The organism is Kitasatospora sp. NPDC033851 (assembly GCF_055576085.1).
On the sequence record NZ_JBVIRL010000009.1, the window covers coordinates 36,926 to 57,671 of the forward strand.

Consider the following 20,746-nt stretch of genomic DNA (forward strand, 5'->3'; position numbering starts at 1 on the left):
GGTCCTCTGGCTCAGGCGGGCGGGTGACCGACGCGTTCGATCCGAGTCGGATCACCGCAGCAGTCCAGGACCGTCCGGCGTGATCACCGGCACCCATGCCTATCAGTGTCGCGGATCCGGCTCTCGTCCAGCCTCAGGGCATGCAGTTCCTCGTTGTGCCCGTGGGAGGCCGGAAGGTGGCGTCGGTCCTCCTTCCCACGGCTGAGGTGAAATCCCTTTGCCAGCCGTTGCCGCGTGACCCGAGACTGGGTCCATGCTCGGATTCGTCAGGACCGACAACGAAGCCCTCGTCTCGTGCTTGGGCGACCCACAGCGCGCCGTGGCGGCCTACCAGGAGCTGCTGCGACGCAAGGAGGACTCGGTGGGCGCCATCCGCGCCGGCCTGTCCCACGAGAACGCGGCTGTCCGTGAGGGCTGTTGCCGCCTTCTGGACCACCTGGTCGACACCGCGTCCATGGGTCGGCTCATCACCATGACCGACGATCCCGACGCCCGGGTCAGGATCGCCGCGTTCCACGCCCTGGCCTGCGACCGGTGCAAGGGCGACACCTGCGCACCGGGCCCGGGCCGGGTCCTCGAACCCGCACTGCAGCACCTGGCCTCCGACCCCGACGCGCAGGTCCGGTCGAGGGCCGCTGAACTCGTCGGCAAGTTCGTCCATACCGATGCCCGCGCCGTCGCCGCTCTGGAGGCGGCCCACGCCCAGGACCCGAGCCCGGCTGTCCGGAAGAAGGCGGGCTGGTACACGCCAGGAGGGGCCATCTACGAACGGACCGTCCCACGCGCACCGCGGTAACGGGACAGCCCTGAGGGATGCCCCGCCGCGGGACAGCGGCTCCGACGGCACCCGTTGCCACTACCGCAGCCGAACGCCCGGCGTGCGCGCGGTGCCCTTTGCGCGGATGCGCTGGCCGAGGAAGAGGGCGGCGCGGTCCAGTGCCTCGTCGGCCTCGTCCAGGACACCGGCGAACGCCTGGAAGACGTGCGGGACGTCGGCGGTGATGTCCAGGATGACGTCCACTCCGGCGTCCCTCGCGCGAGCGGCCATGCGCGTGGAGTCGTCCAGGAGCATCTCGTTGGTGCCCGCCTGGAGGAGCATCGGGGGGAAGCCGGTCAGGTCGGCGAGGGTGGCGGGGCTGAGCAAGGGCTGGTGCGGGTCCTGTCCCGCGAGGTACATGGCCCCGGTGTGTTCCATGGCCGCACGCGTGAAGAACGGATCGATGCCCGCCTTGGTGTCCATGCTCGCGCCCGTCCGGGTCATGTCGAGCCCTGGGGAGAACGCGACGATCGCGGCGGGCACGGGCAGGCCCGCGTCGCGGGCGGCGAGGCAGGTGGCGACGGTGAGACCGCCGCCGGCGGAGTCCCCGGCGAACGCGATCGCCGAAGGGTCCTCGCCGCTGTCGAGCAGTGCGCGGTAGGCGCTCACCCCGTCCTCGATCGCGGCCGGGAACGGGTCCTCGGGGGCGAGCCGGTAGTCCAGCGAGAACGCCCTGAATCCGGTTCTGGTCACCAGGTTCCCCGTCAGCGACATGGCCGTCTGCGGTGAGCCGACCACGTAGGAGCCGCCGTGGAAGTACAGGATCGTCCCGGCCTTCGGGGCGCCGGCCGGCTCGACGAGCATCGCGGGCCGGTCGCCGAGCGTCGCGGTCCGGGTGCGGATCCCGGCCGGGACGATCATTTCGGCCATCATCGCCCTGAACCCGGCACGGAGTTCCTCCACCGCCCGAGGGCCCTCGGGCCGGGGCTGCCGGACCATCGCGTCGATCTTCGCGCGCTGTTGCCTGCTCATCGTCGCCGTCTCCATCTCAAGTGCATTCCAGAGAACTATATGCCCAGGCATTTAGATTAGAATATATGCCATGGCATCTACGTCAAGCGGTGACCGGGTCGACCTCCCGGGCTTCTTCGCCGATCTCGTCCGCTGCGAGACGCGCCTCTACAACGCGCTGAACGACCGTCTCCGCGAACGGCACGGGATCGTCACCTCGCAGTTCGAGTTCCTGCGCTTCCTGCGCGACCACCCCGGGTCCCGGGTGGCCGACCTCGCCGCCGAGTTCGCCATCGGCATCGGCGCGACCAGCAAGGGCATCGACCGCCTGGAGAAGCAGGCATGGGTCATGCGGCAACCCAACCCGTCGGATCGCCGCTCATCACTGCTGGACCTGACAGACGACGGCCTGCAACTCGTCGAGGCCGCGGCGGCGACCTTCACCGAGGCACTGGCCGAGCTGACCGCAGGCGCCCTCGCCGGCCCCTCGGGACCGGCCGCCGTCCAGCTCCTGTCCGAACTTCGCTCCGCACTCGAACGCGACCAGATCGGCATGCCCACGGGCTGACCGGCACGCGCCTCCCGCGCGACTGCCCGTCGGCCCTGGTGGGCGCCCTCCCGCGGATGACGCCCTGTCATCCGCGGTGGCGCGATCCGTCACCCGCGGTGACGTCCTCCGGCCGGTACAGGAAGCGGCCCTGTCGGCTGCGGGACGTGGGACGTCGACCGGGGTCGGGTGTGGGTGGGTGGGTGGGTGGGTGGGTGGGTGGCTTGCCACCGCTAGAGTGCCAACCGATGCCTGTTCACCGCCCACCCCGCCCGAACACCGGTGTGACGTCACATGTGTGGCCGTCCGGCGGGCGCCACCTCTGGCCGTCCGGCGGAACAAGCGCGGAGCAGTCGCACACCCGGGGACACCTGGTCTACGCGGCCGGCGGCGTCCTGGCAGTTCACACCGAGCGCGGCACGTCCGTCGTTCCCGCCAACCGGGTCGCCTGGACCCCGGCCGGGTCCACGCACTCTCACCGCGCCCACGGCGACACCGATATGCGGATCGTCTTCCTCGCACCGTCCCTCGCCCGGCTCCTACCGGACCATCCCGCCGTGTTCCTGGCCTCCGCCCTCGCCCGCGAGGTCCTGCTCGCCCTGACCGGTCCCCGCGACACCGACGACGCCACGCCTGGCTACAGCCGCCCTGCGCGCGCTCGCCTCCTTCGAGTCCTCGTCGACGAACTCGGCGAAGCACACGAACAGCCACTGCACCTGCCGGAGCCACAGGACGACCGACTGCAAGCCGTCGCCCGGATGCTGTACGAGACACCGGCCGACAACGCCACGCTGGCCGAACTCGGGAAGGCGATCGGAGCCGGCAGCCGCACCCTCAGCCGACTGTTCCGCAACGAACTCGGCATGACCTTCTACGAGTGGCGCACACAACTGCGCCTCTACCACGCGCTCGTACTCCTCGCCGACGGCCACGACACCACCCAGACCGCCCACGCCTGCGGATGGGCCAACCCCAGCAGCTTCATCGCAGCGTTCACCGACCTCATCGGAACGACCCCGGGCCGCTACCGAACGGGTCGCCAGACCACCGCCCACGCAGCTCGCCTCCGTGCGGCGGTCAAGTCCTCAGGGTAGGTCCGGACCCCGCCGGGCGGCCCTCGCTTGGTGACAGGTCGGAGAGTCCGGATCAGGAGCTCGACGAAGCCGTCAGCTCGGCGCCGTCATCTCGGCGCGGTCATCTCGGCGCGGTCATCTCGGCGCTATCGACCCGCCAGAGGAGCGCTGCCGTGAGCAGGTCCTTGTACGGCTTGAACTGGAACTGCAGCGGCGGAGCCATGTCGCCGAATGACGCGCCGAACGCGCGCGGCGACTGTGCCAGTCCCGGCAGAATCCGGGCCGCTGCATCGTCGCCGGCCAGTTCGGGCGCCGGGGCTGCGCAGCCCCGGACGCCCACGTGCGGGTTGCCGAGCCAGGGACGCGTGTCGCCGCCGAGTCGTCGACGAAGGCCTTCGGATCACCGCCGAGGAGCGCTTCCAGATGCCGCGGCGTGTCAGAGGCGGGCCCCAGGGCGTGCAACAGGTTGATTCGGCGCCGTACGACGTCCGGTGGGGCGCCGTGCCCTTCGAGGAGGAGCGAGTCGGGCACGGCGCTTCGTCAGGCAGGAACGTTGTTGATGACGGCCTCGGTCAGCGGCGAGAGCTGCTTCGACAGTTTGTCGAAGTCTGCGGTCCGACCATCGGACCACTGGGCCATACCGATGAGCATGCCGTGCCCGTAGGACGCGAAGCCCTGCACGAGGCCGCTGTCGGCCGGCAACCGGCTCAGGCCCGAGTCCGTGGGCGGGATGTGGACGGCGACCTCGTAGGCCTCGGGGTGGGAGCCCAGAAGGGTCACCAGGTGCACGCTGTCGCCCGGGTCCTTCATGGTGAACAGCGCCAGGTTGTACTGGTTGCCCTCGGCATCCTTGTACAGCGCCAGGTCGACGCCGAGACAGCCGTGGCCCTGTGTGATCAACCCGGCGAGGGTCGGCGCCACGGTGTCCGGGCCGGTGCAGCTCGGGTGCGCCACGTCCGCCACCAGCGTGTACCCCTGCACCTGCGCCGGAAAGACGGACAGCGGGATCGCCGAGGTCGGACCGTCGGACGCCGCCGACGGGGCGCCGATCGACGGCGTCGCTGCGTGCGGCGAGGGAGCGGACGACGACGGCACAGCCGCGGCGGTCGGCGCAGGCGGGGCTGCGGCGGCCGGCGCCGGGTCCGGGTCCGGGTCCGGATCCGACGGTCGGAGTAGAGACGCCGCCGCGCCTGCGGCTACCAGCAGCGCAGCGGCCACGGGAAGCAGCAGCCGACGCCGCGCGTTTCGTCGCACGGGCTGACGCGCCCGTTCGGCGGCACTCGGCTCCCGCACCGCGTTGTTCTTCTCAAACTCCTTGACGAACTCTTCCCACAGTTCGTCACCGGATTCACGCATGCTCACAGCTTCCACACCTTAATGATCATCACCACCGGTGGGAAGACTTGCCCCATGCCGTTGCCGGTGGAGGTGCTGCCGAACCGGATGACCCTCGACGTGCCGCCAGCCGGCACAGGGGCTGACTCGGGGGCGAAGGCCGTAACGGTGACGCGGCGGGGTCGGCTTTTCTGACGGGTCGACCGCTCCCTGCCGTCCAGCAGCTCGACGGAGACCTCGCGCGGCGACGGTGTTTCGGACATGATCAACCCCCGGGATCGCGCCGCTAGAATCGGACCAGCGACTCCACTTGGAACGACACGGACTGCCCACTCCGGTGGTCCACGGGTACATCCGCGATCGCCGCGGAGAGGAGGGAGACGAGCGGAATGAGCAGCGGTTCGGAACGGCCCCTGCGCGCGGACGCCGCCCGCAACCGGGCCAGGCTCCTCGACGCCGCCACCGAGGTGTTCACCACCCGCGGCATCGGCGTGCCCACCGAGGAGATCGCCCGCGCCGCCGGCGTCGGCGTCGGCACCCTCTTCCGCCACTTCCCCACCAAGGAAGCACTGCTGGAAGCCGTCATGGTCCGCCGGCTGCAGACGATCACCGACCGCGCCGCCCGGCTCGCCGCCGAGGCCGAACCCGCCGAGGCCTTCTTCGCCTGCTTCCGCCTGGTCGTCGAACAGTCCGCCGGCAAACAGGAGTTCACCCGCGCCCTCACCGAAGCCGGCATCGACGTGCACGCCTCCCTGCGGGAGTCCAGCGAGCTGATGCGGGCGCAGCTCGCCGGGATCCTCGCCGCGGCGCAGCGGGTGGGGGCCGTGCGCCCCGAGGTGGGCCTGCCGGAGCTGATCGCGCTGCTCGTCGGCGTCGGTACGGCGGCGGAGCAGCTCGCGGCCGATCCGGCGGCCCGCGAACGGATCTTCGACGTGGTCTTCGCCGGGCTGCGGCCACGCTGACCCGGCCCGACGCCGACCCGCCCGCCCCTGCCCAACGCCGACCCGCCCGCCCGCCCGATGCCGACGAGAGAGACGAGCCCCACCGTGTCGAACGCGCCCGTGATCCGCAGCGACGTTCCCGGGTCCTTCGCCTGGGGCGTCTTCCACGAACGCCATCCGAAGCTCGTCCGGCAGGTCCTCGACGCCCTGCCGTACGGCCCCGCCGAGCGGGCGGCGGTCGAGCGGCTGCTCGTGGAGAGCACCACCGGCGTCCTGGAGCCGCCGCACCCGGATGCTCCGGACGCGGCCCAGTGGCTGGCGTGGGGTGAGGGCCTGTGGGGCAGGCCGTGGGGCGAGGCGCCGTTCCTGTGGGCGGAGAGCTACTTCTACCGCCGACTCCTCGACGCCACCGGCTACTTCCGTCCCGGTGCGTGGCAAGGCGTCGACCCGTTCGCGCCGTTCAAGGCCGCCGAGTTGGGCGGGGCGGCGGTGGACGAGGAGTTGGCGGCGCTGGACGGGCTCGACGCTCTGCCGCAGGCCCGGCGGGCAGACGCACTGCTGTCGTCCGCGCTGTGGGGCAACCGCGCGGACCTCAGCTTCCGGATCACCGCGGAGCCCGGCGGGCCGGCCGCGTCCGACCTGGTCGCCGACGACAGCGCGCTGCTGTGGGCCGTACTGGAGCGGGCCGGGGGCGGCGGGCGGGTCTGCGTCGTCGCGGACAACGCGGGCCGGGAGCTGCTGCCGGACCTCGTACTGATCGACCACCTGCTGGCCTGCGGCTCGGCGGCGCAGGTCGCCCTGTACGTCAAACCCCAGCCGTACTACGTGTCGGACGCGACGATGACCGACGTCCTCGCCGCAGTCGAACGCCTGCGCAGCGCGCCGTCGCCGGCCGCCGGGGCAGTCGGCGAGCGGCTGTGGCAGGCGATGGGCAGCGGCACGCTCGTGGTCCGTACCCACCCGTTCTTCTGTGCGCCGCTGCCGTTCCACGACATGCCCGCCGGCCTCCGGGCCGAGTTCGCGGGCGCGGCACTGACCGTCGTCAAGGGCGACCTCAACTACCGCCGCCTGGTCGGCGACCGGCTCTGGCCGCCGACCACCCCGTTCACCGAGGCGACGGGGCACTTCCCGTCAGCCGTCGCGGCCCTGCGGACGCTGAAGTCGGACGTCATCGTCGGCGTCGACGCCGCCACCGTCGACCGGCTCGACAGCAGCGGCGCGCCGTGGCGCACCAACGGCCGGCACGCGGTCGTCCAGGTCGACGCACGGCGGTAGCCCGCGATCGGCCCGTCCCCGGCTGCCGCGCGGTCCGGTCCCGTGCCGCGTGCAGGGCGTCGGTGAGCACGGGTGCGGCCAGGGCGGCGGCGAGGGCTTCGTGCCAGGTGTCGCCGAGGTCGTGGTGGCCGGTCACAGCCGCCGGCCGGCCTACGGGGCCGGGCTGATGTTGCCGTTGTCGTCCATCTCGAAGCGGCCCTCGGTCTTGCCGTCGACCTTGGTCTGGTCGAGCCAGTGTTTGGACAGGTTGTGCAGGTTCTTGTGCTGGACCTCCCAGGGCATCGAGTGACTGGCGCACTGCACCGTGACCAGGATCTTGTGCGGTCCCGTGATGGCGTCGTAGAGCGCGGGGACGTGGAAGTCGAGCGCCGGGTTGGGGTTGGACGGTGTCGTGTTGGCTGTCCTGTCGAACTCGCCGTGCACGATCAGCACGGGCACGCTTCCGCCGAGGACGCCTCCCTGCCCCGCGGTCGTGTTGTTCCAGCCCCACGTCACGAAGTTCCGGTACCGGCTGGCGCCCGCGGGCTTCCCGGTCGACGGGTCGACCGGTCCCCAGGTGCGGCCGATCGGATCGATGTCCATCAGGGCGCTCCACACGACGTCGACCATGTCGGACTCACGCTGGTCCGTGCAGTGCACCTCGTTGGTCCAGGCCTGTTCGAAGCCCTTCCTGGTGAGCACGTGGGTGGGGAAGCCCGGCGCCGGCAGGGTCGGCGGGTTCGGCGGACCGAGCGGCGGGAAGATCGGGGCGAGGAGGAACAGGCTCTCCACCTTCCCCGGGTTCTTGATCGCGTACGGCCCCATCGCGAACGCGGCCGCCGACCAGCCGATGAAGGCGACCTTCGAGACGCCGCGGGTGCTGCGGATGTAGTCGACGACGGTGGCGACCTCGTCCTGGTCGCTCTGGGAGTTGGTCAGGACGAAGGGGTAGCTCGCGGTGCGCGAGCCCATCAGCGGGGGCGTGACAGCGGACTGCTGACCGGGGTTGACGTTGCACGGGTCCTCCATCCGGGGACGCGGCGACCCGCCCGACCCCTGGAGGTCCATCATGAAGACGTCGTACCCGGCCTGGGCGAGGGCCTTGGCCCACCCGTACGAGGTGTGCTGGAGGTCGTAGCCCGCCAGCACCGGAATGCTCCTGCCGTGCAGCATGAGGACGGCCTTGCGGTTCGCGGGGGGACCGGACGGCGTGCCGTCATGCTCCCGCACGAAGAGTTCGACCTTCTGGCCCGCCGTTGCGGGGACGGTCGAGGTGTGAGGGACTGCGTGGTCGGTCGTGGTGATGGCCATGGGAGAACCCTTCTGCCGGCTGCGTCGAGGCGGTGGCCTCGGCAACCCCACAGTCGGCGAGGCACGTGCTCGGCGCCACAGCAGAGCCGCCGTCCGACGGCCGGGCTGGCCTGGCCGTACGGGTGGTCCGGGCTGGCCTGGCCGTACGGGTGGTCCGGGCCCGAGCCCGCCTCGACGACCGCCGCTGTCACACGTGCGCCGACGACGAGGAGCGCCTCCTCGAGGGTGCAGGTGCCGGTGCCGGTGCGCGGTGCCGGTGCAGGTGCGCCGTCAGGACAGCATGTTGATCCGGTACTGCATGATCCGGTAGTTCATCGGGTCGTACCACTGGCTGACGACGATGTGGAAGTTGCCGAACGTCGAGCCGGGGATGACGAAGCCGCCGTACGGGCTGGCGACGAGATTGCCGACTTCCTGCCCCGGGGTGCCGGGAAGGATCATGGCCTGTTCCAGGGTCCTGGTCAGGTCCGAGGTCGGGAGGGGGAAGACCATCGCCCTGATCGACAGCGGGTCCATGTTCAGCCACGTGAGGACGTACTTGCCGTCCATGGCGCGGAAGCACATCTCGCCCCACTTGCGGGTGCCGAAGACGGTCGTCGGGGCGGGCGCGTTCCACCGCCAGCCGCCGTCCGCGTAGCCCCACGGCTCGTAGGCGTCCGGGTTGCCGAGGCTGTCCTTGCGGACCCGGTGCAGCAGCATTCCCGATTCCACGTCGCGGTTGAAGACCGTCGACAGGACGTAGCAGTAGCCGTCGTCGGCCACGGCGTACGTCTTCTGCTGGAACTGGCCGCCGTGCAGGTCGCCCGCCCACTGGCACAGGTACTCCCAGGTCGCACCGTTGTCGGTGGAGCGCCAGAAGTCGGTGTGGTGGGTGTCGTAGATGACGCCCCGCATGAGGTGCATGTACATCACGCCGTCGACGACGAACACGTCGGACGGGATCGCCGTCGTGAACCTGTCGCCGACCGGGTTGTGCGGCTCGTCGACGAGGCTGTTGGCGTGGCCGCCGCCGACGCTGCCGTCGATGCGCAGGTTGTTCAGGTCCGCGCTGCCGGAGCGCAGACCGACCGGGGCGCGCCAGTCGGCGGCGCCCACCTGGTCCCCGTCGAAGGTGTCGCCTCAGACGAACAGCATGGTGCCGTCCGGGCACAGGACGGGGATGCCGAGGTCGGTCCACGGCGAGGCGAACGGCCCGGTCTCGACCGGGCCGCTGAGGTTCCTCACCTTGGTCGCGATCGTCGGACCGGTCGGGTCGTACGGGCCGTTGGCGATCGCCGCGGGAGCACCCGAACCGATGGCCCCCGCCCCCACGGCGACGCCGATGCCGATCTTGAGGAGCTTGCGGCGGGAGGGCCCGCCGGTCGTCGCGTCGTTCCCGCCCGATGGGTCTGTCATGCTGTCGATGGCCTTTCCGAGTCGACGGATTCCTGCGGCTCCGAACGGATTCCTGCCGGCTTCCAGTGGATTGCTGCGGCTTCGAGTGGATCGCGCACCCTCGGTGGCCACGGGTCGCCACCGAGGCTACGGCGAGCCGCCGCCGTTCCGACGATCCGTGGACAAACCTTCACTCAAATGAGGTATTCCACACGGCAGTTCACCATCCGGCCCGCGCACCCCAGGCACAGTCCGCTGGTGTCGGCGCGGCCGCCACGGAGCCGCACCCGATACCGCACCCGAGCCTGTGCCCGTGCCCGAGCCGGTGCCCGCGGATCACGGCCGACCTGCAACCGATTACGATCCCCCAGCGATCCTGTCTGACGAAACACGGCCGCGGGAACGCCCAGGGGCCGGACGAACTACGGGGGAAAGACATGGCTGATCCCGATGCGGGCTTGGAGTTCAAGGTCAACCCGGCCGAGCTGGACGGCTGCGGGCAGAGCGCACAGCACATCGGTGGCCTCATACCGGGCGAGACCTCGAAGGTCACCGAGCCGTGCAACCAGGCCGCCGGCGGCCTGAAGGGCTGGCAGACGGCCACCGCCATCCAGAACTGCGGGACGAACTGGAAGACGCTGCTGGACAAGCTCGGCGGTGACATGGGGGACGTCGGCACCAAGCTCGCCGCGTCGGCCACGTACTACCGCCAGGTCGAGAAGGACATCCACGAGAGCATGCGGAACCCGAACGCGCCGGTCCCGGCCGAGCCCGACCCGTTCGGCACGACCTTCGTCCCGGGCCCCGTGAAGCCCTCCAGCGCGAAGGCAGCCGAGTAACCCATGGACATCAAGACCCTCTACGACGCCGACTTCATCAACCTCATCACCGCGAAGACCGCCTTCGACACCCTGACCACCGCCTTCGGCCAGCACCACGAGTCGTGGCAGCAGGAAGTCATCAACCGGCTGAACAACTCGCAGTGGACCGGGACCGCGTCCGACCACGCCAAGGCCCGGATCCAGCTCCTGGACAACGAACTCCAGGCCGCCAAGCAGGAACTCACCCTCGTCGGCACCGCCCTACACGAAGCCTCCGAGGGCTTCGCGGCCGCCCAGGCACACCTGATCAGCGCCCTCGACGACGCGAAGGCCAAGAAGATGACCGTCGCCCCCGACGGCGGCATCACCTGGGACAACGACCCCAAATCGGCCAACTTCGCCGGCACCGACGCCGAGGCGCAGGCCCAGCTGATCAGCAAGCGGATCACCGCCGCGCTCACCGAGGCCGACCACGCCGACCAGACCATCAGCGCCCGCCTTGGCCACCTCGCCACCAACGCGAGCAACGGCACCGGCCTCGACTCCGCCACCGCGAAGGCCGACACCGACGCGGCGAACGCGCTCCAGCAGGTTCCCGCCGCCGGCACCGACCCCAACAGCGTCAAGGGATGGTGGAACAGCCTCACCGACGCCGAGCAGCAGCGGATGATCCTCAACCACCCCGACCAGGTCGGCGGCCTCGACGGCGTCCCCGCCGCCGCCCGCGACCAGGCCAACCGGATCAACCTGCAGCGCGGCAAGCAGGACCTGCAGCGCCAGCTCGACGGCCTCGGCCCCGAGCCCAAGCAGTTCCTCGGCTACGTCAAGGGCGAGCCGATCCCCAACCCCAAGTACGACGAGTGGAAGCGCCAGCACGACGACCTCGAAGACAAGATGAAGGGCGTCAAGGCCATCGAGGACCGGCTCAACAAGCCGGTCGACGCCAGCCACCCGCCCACGTACCTGCTCGGCTTCGACACCAACGGCAAGGGCCACGCCATCGTCGCCGTCAACAACCCGGACACCGCGGACAACGTCTCGACGTACGTCCCCGGCACCGGCGCGCGGCTCGGCGGCGTCGGCGGCGACATCGACCGGTCGGACCTCATGGTCGCCTCCGCGAACGCGGCCAACAAGAAGGCCGGCGATCCCGCCACCACGTCCTCGATCACCTGGATCGGCTACGACGCGCCGCAGTCGATCATCCCCGAGGCGGCGGACGACACGTACGCCAAGAACGCCGAGGACAAGCTGCACAGCTTCGAGACCGGCCTGCGCGCCACGCACGAGGGCAAGCCCTCCAACAACACCATCCTCGGCCACAGCTACGGCACCACGACCGTCGGCTACACCCTGCGCGACAAGGGCCTGCCCGTCGACAACGTCGTCCTCATCGCCAGCCCGGGTGCCGGCGTCGAACACGCCAAGGAACTCGGCGTCGACCCGTCCCACGTCTTCGCGGCACAGGGCGACGACGACATCATCAAGTACGCGGCGCCCGAGGACCTCGGCGGGGCGTGGAGCAACGTCGAGAACAACATCGGCGCCTGGACCGGCTTCAACGACAACCCCGACCACCACGTGGCCTTCGGGCGCGACCCGAGCGTCGACCAGTTCGGCGCCCACATCCTCCCCACCAGCCCGGGAACGGGCCACTCCGACTACTGGAACAACGGCTCCGCCTCCCTGCGCGCGATGGGCGAGGCCATCGCCGGAAAGCCGATCTCATGAGCGAAACCCGCAACACCCGCAACACCCGCAACACCCGCCACGCCCGGCGGTCCGCCGCCGCGGCCGCGCTGGCGGCGGCGACGCTGCTGCTCGCCGCCTGCGGCGCGAACACCGTGCCGGAGCGGTCGAAGCCCACCGTCACACTCGACCAGGCGAAGAAGCAGGTCGACGGCTACCTCGCGGACATCCTGGCCAAGCTGCCGGTCAAACCGACCGCCGGCTCGGGCGACTTCAGCGACCTGGAGTGCGACCACGACGACGTCGGCCCGCACGGCAGGAAGCAGACCGCCCGGGGGTACGACTTCGGGGACGTACCGTCCGCGCCCAAGGCCGAGACCGCCGCCGCCTTCCGCGCCTTCCTGACCGACCGGGGCTTCCAGCCGACCTCGGACGCCACCGGCCCCGACTGGATCAAGCTGAAGAACCCCAAGGACGACTTCCTCGCCGTCCTGGACGGCGTTTCCGACGCGAGCCACAACCTCTCCCTGCGCGTCAGCTCCCCCTGCGTCTGGCCGAACGGCACCCCGCCGGCCTGACCGCCACGCACGCTCCCGTGTGGTCCGCGTCCCCGGCCCCGGCCCCGGCCCCGGCCTCGGCCGAAACGCGGACCACACGGGGAGCCCGCACAGCCGCTCCTGACACCTCGGCGGTGACGGCCGACGGGCTCCGCGACCGACGAGTCAGGGGGCCGCGGCGGCGAAGGCGGCCGTGATGTCGGCGAGGTTGCGGCCCTGGCGGAGCAGGATGTGCAGGAGCAGGCGGGCCTTGTAGGCGTCGAGGTGGCCGGCTCGGATCAGTCCGCGGGCCAGCAGGTCCTTCTCCGAGCCGGGGAAGCCGTATGTGCCCTGCAGGACGGGCCCGTTGCCGATGCGGCTGGCGAGGACGACCGGGATCCGCGACGCGGCCTGCTCGAGGATGCCCACGAAGTTCTCGGGGACGTGACCGACTCCGAACGCGGCGACGACGAGCCCGTCGCACGCCTTCGCCATCGCGGCGAGGAGGGTGCCGTCGTCGCCGAGCGTCGCGGTGTACAGGCCGACGCGGGCCGCGGCGCCGGTCGACGGGCCCGCGAAGGTCGTACGGCGGGCGAGCGGGCCGTGGAGGTGGACGTGCCCTTCGTAGAGCCGCCCGAGCGGGCCGGTGGCCGGGGAGGTGAAGGCGGCGGGGCTGGTGCTGTGGGACTTGCGGACCTGGCGGGCGGCGTGGATCTCGTCACCGAGGACGACCACCGCGCCGGCACCCGTCAACTCCGGCGCAGCGGCGGCGATGACGGCCGCGTGGATGTTCGCCGGGCCGTCCGCCCCGGGCAGGGTGGGGTTGCGCATCGCCCCGGTGACGACGATCGGCTGGTCGCCGGGATGAAGCAGGTCGAGGAGGAAGGCGGTCTCCTCGATGGTGTCGGTGCCCTGGGTGACCACCGCGCCGTCGCAGCCGGTCCGGAAGGCGTCGGCGAGGGCGTCCGAGAGCGCGCTCAGGTCGTCGAAGCCGAGGGAGGCGCTGGGCACGTTCCGGATGTCGTGGACGCGCAGTTCGACGTCGAGGTCCCGCAGGGCGGGGACGGCGGCGAGGAGGTCATGGGCGGACAGGGCCGGCACGACACCGCCGGTGGCCGGATCGATGGTCATGGCGATGGTGCCGCCCAGGGAGAAGATCGCAACCGTCCGTGTGCCCACTGTCGTTGTCTCCTTGTCCGGGGCTCGGGGTCCGGGGTCCGGGGTCCGGGAGCCGAGTGTCAGCCTGTCAGCGGTGCGGCCTGGCGGGGACGATGAAGCTGACGCAGGCTACGGCTATCACGTCTTTGGTGCGCATCGTCGCTATCCCTCTGTGCTCGCGAGGTCCAGCGACACCTTGTCGTCGCTGATCCGCGTGGCGCCTTTGAACTCCAGCTGGGTGCTGATTTTACGTTCGCGGTCCCAGGTGGATCGGGTTGCTCCAGGCCCGTCGCCCGGCCACGTCCTCGACAGTGACCCGGCAGTACCCGCCCGCGAACATCGCTACAGGCAGCGAGCAGTCCGTGAGGTCCGTGCCTTCGAGAACTTGCTTGCCAGGCTTGCTCCCGGTGATCAGCACCTTGCGTACCGGCGAAGATGCCACGGCGATCTGGTCGTTGCTCAGCTGGATGTCGTACAACTCGGGCCCGGTGCTCGAGTAGTAGTGGCCTGCCTTGAGTGCCGTGAGGAGTGCCTCCGGGCAGAGCGACTCCGAGCGGACCTGGACCCAGGCTGCACAGGCCGGTGGATCCTCGGGTTGGAAGTGCGAGTCGTCCGCAGCGTAGGCGCTCAGTCTATGACCGCGGCTGAGCAGCACATCGGTCAGGTGCCAGCTGTCGCCCCGGTCCTCGTAGGCGGACAGCGCGTTGTAGACCTCGACTGCGTGTGCCGCGTCCAGGCTCTCGGCGTCGGAGAGAGTGAGGAGCGATGCGGCAGGGTGTGCCATCCCGATGAACGCGCCGGCGGTTCGTGCACGGCGCGCCAGCTGCGTGCCGCTCTCTCCGGGCCCCGGAGAAGGGAAGCCGAGCGGCAACCCCACCGCGAGAATATGCCACTCCGAGGAGAACTCAGTGCTCGGGCCGTGCAACTCAGCGCCGAGCAGCGTGGTGAACTCGGGGGTTCGTAGCGGTCGGGTGTCTGTCAGCGGAAACCCGTACTTGGCGCGGAAGTGGTCGGTGATCGCCAGAAAGTCGTAGCCGGCTTCGCGGTAGTGGGCCACCGTCTTCTCGGGTGACAGGGCGCCATCGGACTTGTCGGAATGCGCATGCAGATTTCCGCGCCAGAAGCGGCCCGGCTGATTGAAGGGCGATTCGGTCACGCTGCCCCCTCGTCGGCGTGGTCGGGGCGTCCACCCCCGCCGACCTGTCGACTGCGACCTGCGACTGCGACTGCGACTGCGACTGCGACTGCGTGGGCGAACGTAGCACCACCGTAGTCTGGGCCGGACGGCCAGGGTGGTGCTGGACACCCACTTCCCGATGTCCCTGCACGCCGACCTCTGCGGGCCCGTCGGTCTCGACCTGGAGCGGGCCGAGGCCAGCCCGGTGACCGGAGCCGACGCCGCCGACGCCGCCGGCCGGCCGTCAATCGGCCTCGGGCCCGAACCGGCGCTTGTACGCCGACGGGGTGATGCCCGTCTCGCGGCGCATCAGCGCGCGCAGGTTGGCGGCGGTGCCGAGGCCGCTGCGCCGGGCGACGATCTCGAAGCGGTTCTCGCCCCGTTCGATCAGCCGGCATGCCAGGGTGAGCCGTTCCCCGGTGAGCCAGGTCAACGGGGTCGTTCCCAGCTGTGCCCGGAAGCGGCGGTGCAGGGTCGCCGGGCTGACGGCCGCGCGACCCGCCAGGTCCGACACCGTGAGGGGCGCGTCCAGCCTTTCCTGCGCCCAGGCCAGGACGGGTGCGAGGGATTCGTCCGGCAGGTCGGGCATCGGCCGCTCCACGAACTGCCGCTGTCCGCCGTCCCGGTGGGCCGCGAAGACCAGCCGCCGGCTCACGGAGTTGGCGACTTCCGCGCCGTGGTCGCGGCGGACCACGTGCAGCCCGAGGTCGAGTGCGGCCGCGCTCCCCGCGGCGGTGAGGATGTCGCCGTCGTCCACGAACAGCACGTCGGTTTCGAGGTGGACGGAAGGGAATCGGGCCCGGAAGGAGTCCGCCCACTGCCAGTGCGCGGTGGCCCGGCGCCCGTCGAGGACTCCGGCCTCGGCCAGGGTGAAGGCCCCGCTGCAGAAGCCGAGCAGGCGGGCGCCGCGTGCGTGCGCCCGTCGGACGGCCTCCAGCACCGCGTGGCGGCGGGGCACTTCGGGGTCGGGACGGTTGGGGACGATCAGGGTGTCCGCGCTATCGGCCGCTTCCAGTCCCGCGACTCCCGTGAGGGTGAAGAACCCGTCGCGCATCAGGGTGCGGGGCTCGGGGGAACACAGCCTGAAGTCGTACAGGTCGCGCCCGATCTCCGGTCGGCGCAGGCCGAAGACCTCGGTCGCGCACCCGAGTTCGAAGGGGTTGGAGTTCTCGTCCACGATCACGACCACCCGGTGGACGCCCGTCGTGTGAGCGCGACGCGAGGGTTCGCGATGCGAGGATTCTTTCGCCATGTGCAATTCCTAGCACTCACGGCGCTCGGGCGGAGTGGCCCAGGATGGGCCCATGAGCAACCAGCCCATCCCCCTGCACACGGCCCTGGCCTCCTTCGACGCTCTGTGGAGCCCTCGCATCGTCACGCGCGTCAACGACTACGACGTCCGGATCGCCAAGGTCGAAGGCGAGCACGTCTGGCACGCCCACGACGCCACCGACGAGTTCTTCCTGGTCCTCGACGGAGAACTGCACATCGCCTTGCGTGAGCCCGACGGCGAGCGCACGGTCGTGCTGCCGCAGGGGGCGGTCTTCACCGTCCCCCGAGGTACGGAGCACAAGCCGTCCGCCCCGTCCGGCGCCGCGATCCTCATGTTCGAGCCGACCGGCACACCGACCGTGGGCGACCGCCACGACGAGATCCCCGCCCACGTGGACGCGACGACCGGACACACCCTCGACACCTGAACTCCCGGGCGGTACCGATTGCGGGCCGCCCCCATGGGGAACTGCCAGCGCAGGCGCCGGATCACCCGCTCTCAGGATTCGCCGGACCCCGGACGGCTCGAAGGACTACCCTGCGAACGCGCCACGCTACGTGCCGTAGCCGCACCAGAAGGAGTCCCATGCCCTCGACCTGTGACCCCCGATACGCCTCCGTCGGCGACGTGAGCGCCGCGCTCATGGTGATCGACTCCCGGCTCAAGGCCGTCCACGACGGCAAGGCCGGGACGGATGCCGAACAGGAGCGGATGATCGACCAGTTCGCCGCGTCCTTCGGCCCCGATGGGCTCAACGAGCTCCTCGACGGCACGTGCACCCTCATCTACCTGTTCATGAACTGGCTGCGGGGGAGCCTCGAGAACCACGACGAGGACATCGTCGAGTACACGGTGCCCACCCTGGTGGCCACGATGCGCATGATGCCCAGGACCTTCCGCCCCGAGGTCATCCCCACCATGGCCGGGCTGCTCCTCGCCGCGGGCACCGGCCTGAGCCCCAACCTGTGGCGCGCCCAGTACGGCCCGTGGACCGCTGCCGAGATGAACCCCCTCGAAGCCGTGACCGTCCTGCTCGCGGAGCACATCAACCGGATCTCCGGCAAGGACGACCACACCTTCGCCACCCAGCTGATCGCCGACGCCCTGTCCAAGCTGGACCAGGCCTGACGCGCAGCGCCTCGCGACCGGTGCGCCGCAGCGCGGTCAGCCGTGGCCGAGGCGGCGCTCGAGCTCGTCGAGGTCGTAGAAGTGGCTGCCCCGGCTGACGGGCCTGCAAGAGGGTTTGAAGGCGGTCTCCTGCTCGTTGTAGAGCATCCGGACGAGGTGGGTGGCCCGCCCGCCGTCGGAGGGCGCGTTCGCGTACAGGTCCCACTGGATGTTCGCGGCCATCGGTGCGACCCGGGCGCCGCGCCACGGGTTGTCCCGGTAGGAGTACGGCTCCCCGGGCCCGGCGGGACAGGTGCTGCCGGGCAGGCCCAGGAGGACGGCGAGGGGCTCGATCTCCTCGGCGTGGGTGAAGCGCAGGGCGGCGCCCTTGTCGCTGGAGCCGTCCGCCTTCGCCCCGGCCTGGGCGAGGAGGTCGTCGAGGAGGACGCCGGCCATCGTGTAGGTGATCGCGCGGCCGCGGAAGGCCGGGCCCTTCCGGTAGAACTCCTCGGCGTCGTCCAGATAGGCGAACCACCGGGCGTCGCGCGGGGCGAGGAACCGGGCGAGGTCGACGTCCGGCGCCTCGACGCTCAGGTCGGGCGCCGTGGCGTAGAGCTGGTACAGCGAGCGGGCGAAGGAGACCTGCGCGGCGGCCGGCAGCGCGGCCGTGAAGTCGGCGCGGAACAGGCACGCGACGACGTGGTGGGCCGCTTCGGCGGTACGCGGGTCGTCGTCGATCCGCGCGAGGACCGCGGCCAGGTCCGGGTCGCCCGCCAAGTAGGCCTGGTAGTCGGCGTTCTGCGGCTGCCGGTGGAAGTACAGCAGGTCCTTGGCGGTGACCGGGGCCCCGATCAGGCCCGCCAGCGCCGGAGCACCGGAGGCCAGACCGCCGGCGAAGGCCTGGGCACTGGCCACGGCGCGTGCCACGCCCGACGTCTCGACGACGATGGGCTCGCGCTCGGCGGCGATCCTCTCGAACAGTGCCGGCAGGCGCTGCTCCATGCGCTGCGCGGTCCGGCGGTGCTCCTGCGCCCCGCACGCGGAGAGGTTGCCGTAGCCGAGGGCCGTGGCGGCATCGAGGAGTGAGCGCACCTGCGGGCCCAGTTCCGCGCCGAGACCGGAGAGGGCGCCCCGTTGCCCCGCCCTCCGCAGCAGGGCGAGCACCGCCTCGCCGTCCGTGCCGTCCGTCATGGCCCGGGAGCCGTGCCGGGCGACGTTCTCGGTGAACACCGGGCGGAAGCCCCTGGGCGGCTCCTGGTACCGGCCCGCCTTCTCCTGCGGCACGTACGGGGCCTTCGTGCCGTACAGGTCGCGGCCGGCGTACGGAGCACCGGTCCGGTCGAAGCCGCCGGCTCCCTCGGAACGAGTGGTGCGCACATCGCCATCCTCCACCCCGCCGGGCGCCCCGGCGCGCCCGGCCCCGTCGGACGGCATCCCGCGCCTGCGGGCGGGCGTCACGCCGTGGTTGGCGTTGCCGGCCTGTTCCCGGATCAGGTGGACGCGGTGCACGCCGCAGGTCCGCCTGGTGGACAAGGATGAGTGCGAGGCTGGACCGATCGGCTCGCCCTCGCGGTACATGCCGTACGCCGGCCGCCCTGTCACCGGTGATCGCCGGCTCGGTCGCCGCGCTCGGCACCTACCTGGTCTACCGCCTCACCCGCGATGTCGCCGAAGGCCCGCGCACGCGGGGCTTCAGGACCGGTCAGATCGGCTCGGCCTGCATGGTCTCGCTCGCCCACGGCACCAACGACGCGCAGAAGACCATGGGCGTCATCACCCTGGCCCTGATCGCCAACGGAACGCTGGGCGCCGGGGCGAAGTCCCCGACGTGGGTGATCGCCTCCTGCGCCACGGCCATCGCCCTGGGCACGTACGTCGGGGGCTGGCGGGTCATCAGGGCGCTGGGCAAGGGTCCGGTGGAGATCGAACCACCGCAGGGGATGGTCAGCGAGTCGGCCTCGGCCGCGGTCATCCTCTCCTCCACCGACTTCGGGTACTCGCTCTCCACCACCACGTCGCCACCGGGTCGATCCTCGGATCGGGGGTCGGCAGGACGGGCGCGGCGGTGCGGTGGAACATCGCCCACCGCATGGTGGCGGCCTGGCTGCTCACCCTCCCGGCCGCGGCACTGGTCGGGGCGCTGGCCTACTGGGTCGCCCACGGGATCGGCGGTACCGGCGGTGTCGTGGTCGTCTTCGCCGTTCTGGTGCTGGCCTCGGTCGCCTTCTTCATCGTCTCCCGCCACCCGGCCGTCACTCCGGAGAACGTCAACGCCGCGTGGACCGGCTCGGTCGTCCCGGAGCCTCCCGTCGACGAGGTGACCCGGTGAACTCCTGGATCGACCTGGACGCGCTGTGGAAGATCATCGTGGTGGGGCTGCTCGCCGGCGCCGGCCTGCCCGCGCTGTTCGCCATCGGTGTGCGCGCTCTCAGCCCGCCGGTCGGGGCCGACGAGGCCGGCGCGTCACGCCCCGCGTCCGGGGCGCTGGGCTACGCCGTCGCCGCGGTGTGCTTCGCGGTGGTCCTCGCCGCGATCGGCTGGGGGATCTTCGTCATCGTCGACCACAGCTGACCGCACGCGTCCGGTTCGCCACGGTGCGTGGTGTGGTCGGCACCGCCCACAGCTCCGGCCGGCACCGGACAGGTCGGCGCCCGCCCGGCCCCGCGCTCCCGCCCCCGGCGCGCATGGCACACCGGCCCGGGGCGGCACCGGGCTGAACCGGGACGGCCACTGGCGACTCTTGGTGGACCCCCGCGGCCTCCGGCCCCGGGGGTGCCCGGGCTCAGAGCTTGAACATCTCGCTGTACGGCGGGGTGATGCGCTCCTGCCGTGATCCGAAGTCGACGAGTACCGCGATGTCACTGTCGTCTTCGACGGCGATGACCCGGCCGAGGCCGTGCCGGTCGTGGGTGACCCGGTCGCCGACGGCGAAGTGCTTGCGCGGTGCCTCCACCTTGGGCTTGAAGGGGCTGGTGGGCAGGGGGCGGCGGACTGCTGCAGATTTCGACATTGCCCCCAGTATGCGCCGGAAGGCGGAGCCTGGGCCCCTCCGGCGTATAACGAGTTCGAGTGGGACCGGAAAAATCGGGGCGGAGCGGACCGGACGTTCGGGTCGGGGTGGAACGCCGCGTACGCCGCCCGGTACGCCCCGGGGAGGCGCCGGTGGGGGTGGTGCGTCGCCTCCGGGGGGCTCGCGCGGGCGGGCGGGCGCTGCGGGCCTGCGGGAACTACCCGGGAGCCGGCGGCGCCTACGGGGTGCGTCTTGACGCTCAACTGGCTTTCCCTTCAGGCTTGTTGGCGATCCCGCTGACGCGGGGCCGGCACCCCGGGGGCGGCCCCCGCGAAACCAGGGATGAAATAGTCCGCCACGGCGGGCCGCGGC

At 71.2% G+C, this 20,746-nt stretch carries 21 protein-coding genes and 2 pseudogenes; 12 read left to right on the forward strand and 11 right to left on the reverse strand.

What is annotated here, in order from left to right; all coding sequences use genetic code 11:
* The first annotated feature begins 253 nt into the window (after positions 1–253).
* Positions 254–796, forward strand: coding sequence for a HEAT repeat domain-containing protein (locus tag ACZ51D_RS18980; RefSeq protein WP_465662926.1), 543 nt, complete (start codon positions 254–256; stop codon positions 794–796).
* A gap of 60 nt (positions 797–856) precedes the next feature.
* Here ACZ51D_RS18980 and ACZ51D_RS18985 read toward each other — a convergent pair whose 3' ends face one another.
* The gene (locus tag ACZ51D_RS18985; protein WP_465662928.1) at positions 857–1,789 is read right to left on the reverse strand and encodes an alpha/beta hydrolase; all 933 of its coding nucleotides are present in this window, start codon (positions 1,787–1,789) and stop codon (positions 857–859) included.
* A 70-nt stretch (positions 1,790–1,859) separates the two neighbouring features.
* On the opposite strand from ACZ51D_RS18985, the gene ACZ51D_RS18990 reads away from it, so the two are divergent.
* Positions 1,860–2,336, forward strand: a complete 477-nt coding sequence (locus tag ACZ51D_RS18990; RefSeq protein ID WP_465624997.1) for a MarR family winged helix-turn-helix transcriptional regulator — start codon at positions 1,860–1,862, stop codon at positions 2,334–2,336.
* A gap of 227 nt (positions 2,337–2,563) precedes the next feature.
* Positions 2,564–3,409, forward strand: coding sequence for an AraC family transcriptional regulator (locus ACZ51D_RS18995; protein WP_465662930.1), 846 nt, complete (start codon positions 2,564–2,566; stop codon positions 3,407–3,409).
* Between the two features lie 100 nt (positions 3,410–3,509).
* Here the strand turns inward: ACZ51D_RS18995 and ACZ51D_RS19000 are convergent, their stop codons facing one another.
* From ACZ51D_RS19000 to ACZ51D_RS19010, 3 genes are all read right to left on the reverse strand, one after another.
* Positions 3,510–3,728 carry a hypothetical protein gene (locus ACZ51D_RS19000; protein WP_465662932.1) on the reverse strand — a complete coding sequence of 73 codons (219 nt, stop codon included), beginning with the start codon at positions 3,726–3,728 and terminating at the stop codon, positions 3,510–3,512.
* Positions 3,729–3,928: 200 nt separating this feature from the next.
* Positions 3,929–4,750 (reverse strand): hypothetical protein, encoded by an 822-nt coding sequence (locus ACZ51D_RS19005; RefSeq protein ID WP_465662934.1) that lies wholly within the window; start codon positions 4,748–4,750, stop codon positions 3,929–3,931.
* On the reverse strand, positions 4,747–4,986 hold the full coding sequence (locus tag ACZ51D_RS19010) for a hypothetical protein (RefSeq protein WP_465662936.1): 240 nt from the start codon (positions 4,984–4,986) through the stop codon (positions 4,747–4,749). The genes ACZ51D_RS19005 and ACZ51D_RS19010 overlap by 4 nt, the downstream gene beginning before the upstream one ends.
* A gap of 126 nt (positions 4,987–5,112) precedes the next feature.
* Between ACZ51D_RS19010 and ACZ51D_RS19015 the strand changes: the two genes are divergently transcribed.
* On the forward strand, positions 5,113–5,685 hold the full coding sequence (locus ACZ51D_RS19015) for a TetR/AcrR family transcriptional regulator (RefSeq protein ID WP_465624987.1): 573 nt from the start codon (positions 5,113–5,115) through the stop codon (positions 5,683–5,685).
* 84 nt (positions 5,686–5,769) lie between these two features.
* Positions 5,770–6,939: a damage-control phosphatase ARMT1 family protein gene (locus ACZ51D_RS19020; protein ID WP_465624985.1), complete on the forward strand. Its 1,170-nt coding sequence runs from the start codon at positions 5,770–5,772 to the stop codon at positions 6,937–6,939.
* Positions 6,940–7,089: 150 nt separating this feature from the next.
* Here ACZ51D_RS19020 and ACZ51D_RS19025 read toward each other — a convergent pair whose 3' ends face one another.
* Entirely contained in the window at positions 7,090–8,229 is a 1,140-nt protein-coding gene (locus ACZ51D_RS19025) for an alpha/beta fold hydrolase (RefSeq protein ID WP_465624983.1), read from the reverse strand.
* Between the two features lie 270 nt (positions 8,230–8,499).
* Positions 8,500–9,624 (reverse strand): annotated as a pseudogene (locus ACZ51D_RS19030) (DUF4185 domain-containing protein).
* Between the two features lie 416 nt (positions 9,625–10,040).
* On the opposite strand from ACZ51D_RS19030, the gene ACZ51D_RS19035 reads away from it, so the two are divergent.
* From ACZ51D_RS19035 to ACZ51D_RS19045, 3 genes are read left to right on the forward strand one after another with little or no spacing between them, the layout of a single operon-like run.
* Positions 10,041–10,442 carry a WXG100 family type VII secretion target gene (locus ACZ51D_RS19035; RefSeq protein WP_465624981.1) on the forward strand — a complete coding sequence of 134 codons (402 nt, stop codon included), beginning with the start codon at positions 10,041–10,043 and terminating at the stop codon, positions 10,440–10,442.
* A 3-nt stretch (positions 10,443–10,445) separates the two neighbouring features.
* Positions 10,446–12,155: an alpha/beta hydrolase gene (locus tag ACZ51D_RS19040; RefSeq protein ID WP_465624979.1), complete on the forward strand. Its 1,710-nt coding sequence runs from the start codon at positions 10,446–10,448 to the stop codon at positions 12,153–12,155.
* Positions 12,152–12,691, forward strand: a complete 540-nt coding sequence (locus ACZ51D_RS19045; protein ID WP_465624977.1) for a hypothetical protein — start codon at positions 12,152–12,154, stop codon at positions 12,689–12,691. Before ACZ51D_RS19040 ends, ACZ51D_RS19045 begins: the two co-directional genes overlap by 4 nt.
* Positions 12,692–12,835: 144 nt before the next feature.
* Here ACZ51D_RS19045 and ACZ51D_RS19050 read toward each other — a convergent pair whose 3' ends face one another.
* The 3 genes from ACZ51D_RS19050 to ACZ51D_RS19060 all read right to left on the reverse strand — a co-directional run bounded on the left by ACZ51D_RS19050 (position 12,836) and on the right by ACZ51D_RS19060 (position 16,236).
* On the reverse strand, positions 12,836–13,828 hold the full coding sequence (locus ACZ51D_RS19050; protein ID WP_465624975.1) for an asparaginase: 993 nt from the start codon (positions 13,826–13,828) through the stop codon (positions 12,836–12,838).
* Between the two features lie 226 nt (positions 13,829–14,054).
* Positions 14,055–14,963: a CehA/McbA family metallohydrolase gene (locus tag ACZ51D_RS19055; RefSeq protein WP_465624973.1), complete on the reverse strand. Its 909-nt coding sequence runs from the start codon at positions 14,961–14,963 to the stop codon at positions 14,055–14,057.
* Between the two features lie 265 nt (positions 14,964–15,228).
* Positions 15,229–16,236: a GlxA family transcriptional regulator gene (locus ACZ51D_RS19060; RefSeq protein WP_465624971.1), complete on the reverse strand. Its 1,008-nt coding sequence runs from the start codon at positions 16,234–16,236 to the stop codon at positions 15,229–15,231.
* A gap of 52 nt (positions 16,237–16,288) precedes the next feature.
* Between ACZ51D_RS19060 and ACZ51D_RS19065 the strand changes: the two genes are divergently transcribed.
* Complete coding sequence (locus tag ACZ51D_RS19065) at positions 16,289–16,684, forward strand: cupin domain-containing protein (protein WP_465624969.1); 396 nt, start codon at positions 16,289–16,291, stop codon at positions 16,682–16,684.
* Between the two features lie 158 nt (positions 16,685–16,842).
* A complete protein-coding gene (locus ACZ51D_RS19070; RefSeq protein ID WP_465624967.1) occupies positions 16,843–17,385 on the forward strand; it encodes a hypothetical protein in 543 nt (180 codons plus the stop codon).
* 36 nt (positions 17,386–17,421) lie between these two features.
* Here the strand turns inward: ACZ51D_RS19070 and ACZ51D_RS19075 are convergent, their stop codons facing one another.
* The gene (locus tag ACZ51D_RS19075) at positions 17,422–18,741 is read right to left on the reverse strand and encodes a histidine-type phosphatase (protein WP_465662938.1); all 1,320 of its coding nucleotides are present in this window, start codon (positions 18,739–18,741) and stop codon (positions 17,422–17,424) included.
* 344 nt (positions 18,742–19,085) lie between these two features.
* Between ACZ51D_RS19075 and ACZ51D_RS19080 the strand changes: the two are divergent.
* Positions 19,086–19,693 (forward strand): annotated as a pseudogene (locus tag ACZ51D_RS19080) (inorganic phosphate transporter).
* Positions 19,690–19,935, forward strand: a complete 246-nt coding sequence (locus ACZ51D_RS19085) for a hypothetical protein (protein ID WP_465624963.1) — start codon at positions 19,690–19,692, stop codon at positions 19,933–19,935. The pseudogene ACZ51D_RS19080 and the gene ACZ51D_RS19085 overlap by 4 nt, the downstream one beginning before the upstream one ends.
* A gap of 211 nt (positions 19,936–20,146) precedes the next feature.
* Here ACZ51D_RS19085 and ACZ51D_RS19090 read toward each other — a convergent pair whose 3' ends face one another.
* Positions 20,147–20,374 carry a hypothetical protein gene (locus ACZ51D_RS19090; RefSeq protein ID WP_360504834.1) on the reverse strand — a complete coding sequence of 76 codons (228 nt, stop codon included), beginning with the start codon at positions 20,372–20,374 and terminating at the stop codon, positions 20,147–20,149.
* Between the last annotated feature and the right edge of the window lie 372 nt (positions 20,375–20,746).

Excerpts from the sequence above, each read along its gene's own strand:
- ACZ51D_RS18980 (WP_465662926.1), top strand. The coding sequence starts at position 254 with ATGCTCGGATTCGTCAGGACCGACAACGAAGCCCTCGTCTCGTGCTTG.
- ACZ51D_RS18985 (WP_465662928.1), bottom strand. The coding sequence starts at position 1,789 with ATGAGCAGGCAACAGCGCGCGAAGATCGACGCGATGGTCCGGCAGCCC.
- ACZ51D_RS18990 (WP_465624997.1), top strand. The coding sequence starts at position 1,860 with ATGGCATCTACGTCAAGCGGTGACCGGGTCGACCTCCCGGGCTTCTTC.
- ACZ51D_RS18995 (WP_465662930.1), top strand. The coding sequence starts at position 2,564 with ATGCCTGTTCACCGCCCACCCCGCCCGAACACCGGTGTGACGTCACAT.
- ACZ51D_RS19010 (WP_465662936.1), bottom strand. The coding sequence starts at position 4,986 with ATGTCCGAAACACCGTCGCCGCGCGAGGTCTCCGTCGAGCTGCTGGAC.
- ACZ51D_RS19015 (WP_465624987.1), top strand. The coding sequence starts at position 5,113 with ATGAGCAGCGGTTCGGAACGGCCCCTGCGCGCGGACGCCGCCCGCAAC.
- ACZ51D_RS19025 (WP_465624983.1), bottom strand. The coding sequence starts at position 8,229 with ATGGCCATCACCACGACCGACCACGCAGTCCCTCACACCTCGACCGTC.
- ACZ51D_RS19035 (WP_465624981.1), top strand. The coding sequence starts at position 10,041 with ATGGCTGATCCCGATGCGGGCTTGGAGTTCAAGGTCAACCCGGCCGAG.
- ACZ51D_RS19040 (WP_465624979.1), top strand. The coding sequence starts at position 10,446 with ATGGACATCAAGACCCTCTACGACGCCGACTTCATCAACCTCATCACC.
- ACZ51D_RS19045 (WP_465624977.1), top strand. The coding sequence starts at position 12,152 with ATGAGCGAAACCCGCAACACCCGCAACACCCGCAACACCCGCCACGCC.
- ACZ51D_RS19060 (WP_465624971.1), bottom strand. The coding sequence starts at position 16,236 with ATGGCGAAAGAATCCTCGCATCGCGAACCCTCGCGTCGCGCTCACACG.
- ACZ51D_RS19065 (WP_465624969.1), top strand. The coding sequence starts at position 16,289 with ATGAGCAACCAGCCCATCCCCCTGCACACGGCCCTGGCCTCCTTCGAC.
- ACZ51D_RS19070 (WP_465624967.1), top strand. The coding sequence starts at position 16,843 with ATGCCCTCGACCTGTGACCCCCGATACGCCTCCGTCGGCGACGTGAGC.
- ACZ51D_RS19090 (WP_360504834.1), bottom strand. The coding sequence starts at position 20,374 with ATGTCGAAATCTGCAGCAGTCCGCCGCCCCCTGCCCACCAGCCCCTTC.